Source organism: Escherichia sp. Lx600-2, assembly GCF_036662595.1.
Taxonomy (GTDB): Bacteria; Pseudomonadota; Gammaproteobacteria; order Enterobacterales; family Enterobacteriaceae; genus Escherichia; species Escherichia coli.
The window spans coordinates 1-1,818 of sequence record NZ_JAYQWM010000209.1 but is presented as its reverse complement, the minus strand read 5'-3'; the positions used below and the strand labels follow the sequence as shown (position 1 = coordinate 1,818).

Below are 1,818 nucleotides of genomic sequence, written 5' to 3'. Positions count from 1 at the left end.
CGGTGGAGCTGCATGACAAAGTCATCGGGCATTATCTGAACATAAAACACTATCAATAAGTTGGAGTCATTACCCGTTAATCAAAGGTTTTATTACGTCTGGCAATAACGCAGGCCATTTTCGCGACTGGGTGGATTTAATCAGTATAATCCTCATACAATATTTCAGGATTAACTGAACCGTTAACCGGGTTTTGGTGTTGAAATTTAGAAATGGCGGAGTCAATCAATGAAGACAGTATCGAAAAAATAACTGTGTCAGAACTAATTTCAATTAATCCTTCTCGTTGTTGACCAAAAAAGATATTTATCTTGATTTCATTTGTACTACGGCAATCAATATGTAGTAATTTTTGATCGCTGAGATTTTCTGTTTCATAAATGTTTTTGGCGATAGTCGGATGTATTGATGCCAGACATCTGCTCAGATAAGCCAGATCCTTTAGGGAACACCCCGCTGAGTAGAGGATGTCAGAGAATTTTTGTGTGTCAACTGTTGTCTCTGAAGCGTATGTTGCATTGACAGGAAGGGGGTTGAAAGAGATTTGAGATGGGATCATTATTTAAATCTTTCCGTGAGTAATAAAAATTAATCCCCAGGCATTGTTTAACAATATTTGCCATAGGGGATATATAGAAAATTAAAGTATTTTATTGGCTTCGGTTAACTGATCTATAACCAGTGCCAGATTGGTAAACATTTTGAAAAAGCGATACTGGCTCGGAATATCTCTTTCAAAGACGAAACATTCAAGGTCATTGTTTGAAAAATAAAGGACTAGTGTTGCTGATTCGTCAGGGAAAACATGGAAATGTATCTGGTTACCAGAAGGAGGATAGTCCAGAAGAAGGGTATCTTTGCCCGTCACATACCTGTTGTTGTCGTGGACGCTACGCTCACACTTCATCAGAGGTGTCAGGATACTCATGTATTCATCTGATGTTAATTTATTAAAATCATCATTCATTTTAAAGAAACGATAAAGTAACAGTACATCCTCTTGCGTAACCGGTTCGTTTGTTTTTAGAGGGAAATAAGCGGGAACCAGAAGATGAGGTTCTAATCTATTTTGTTGAGCGCTATAACTGAATTTGAACATAAATTCCGGATCGCTCATCAATTGAGCGACATAATTATGCCTGGCTTCGAAAATTTTAATTTTTATCAGGTTAAATAAGTCTGTTTCGTCATCCTGTATTAAAAGACATTGGCCATAGCAGCCAGGCTTTTTTTCATTATAAGCAGAAACGGTTATTCTGTCAGAGGTGTCAACGTTATATTCAAAAGCCAGATAGTGACCTTCTTCATCGCGATTTGTTTCCAGGTTATTTAAATTCATCACATGAAGTGTTTGCAATGCTGATTCAATGAGCTGTTGACTCTCTGAGGTAAATGTTTCGCGCTGCGTTGTATAAAGTGTATCAATTCCAACGACTATCCGATGTGGGTCAAGGATGGCGGCAATCATCTTTATTACCTGCACAGTCACGGGTGATGTCATTGATTCTTTATCTGTTTTTAGAGAATCATTAGATGGCCAACCTGAGAAGCGATTGACAGCCGAACCGATATTATCAGGACTCATAGCAGCAACCTCATTGTAATCAAGCGAGGCGCTGAGCGTACTCGGCTATAGAAAAACTAACTTGCAAAAATCGCTCATTTTTCATTTATCAGGCGAAAGTGGTCTCTGTACACTCAGAAACAATCACTCCCGCTAAGTCATACCTGTTTCATCGATACATTTAAGTGATTATTACTAATGAAACAATAACATAACGGGCTTACGGTCGGTGCTCATAAAGGCAACAATCAATT

General features: G+C 38.2%; 3 protein-coding genes. 1 reads left to right on the top strand and 2 read right to left on the bottom strand.

Annotated elements, in window-relative coordinates; all coding sequences use genetic code 11:
• Window positions 1–2: 2 nt before the first annotated feature.
• Window positions 3–59: an IS1 family transposase gene (locus OQV04_RS25385; RefSeq protein WP_003032489.1), complete on the top strand. Its 57-nt coding sequence runs from the start codon at window positions 3–5 to the stop codon at window positions 57–59.
• Between the two features lie 77 nt (window positions 60–136).
• On the opposite strand, the gene OQV04_RS24475 is transcribed toward OQV04_RS25385, so the two are convergent.
• Both OQV04_RS24475 and OQV04_RS24470 read right to left on the bottom strand, forming a co-directional pair.
• The gene (locus OQV04_RS24475) at window positions 137–559 is read right to left on the bottom strand and encodes a hypothetical protein (RefSeq protein WP_274446689.1); all 423 of its coding nucleotides are present in this window, start codon (window positions 557–559) and stop codon (window positions 137–139) included.
• 81 nt (window positions 560–640) lie between these two features.
• Window positions 641–1,585, bottom strand: coding sequence for a hypothetical protein (locus OQV04_RS24470; RefSeq protein ID WP_077757358.1), 945 nt, complete (start codon window positions 1,583–1,585; stop codon window positions 641–643).
• Window positions 1,586–1,818: the final 233 nt, after the last annotated feature.

What these genes read in the sequence shown, in the direction of transcription:
- OQV04_RS24475 (WP_274446689.1), bottom strand. Translation starts at nt 559, where the DNA reads ATGATCCCATCTCAAATCTCTTTCAACCCCCTTCCTGTCAATGCAACA.
- OQV04_RS24470 (WP_077757358.1), bottom strand. Translation starts at nt 1,585, where the DNA reads ATGAGTCCTGATAATATCGGTTCGGCTGTCAATCGCTTCTCAGGTTGG.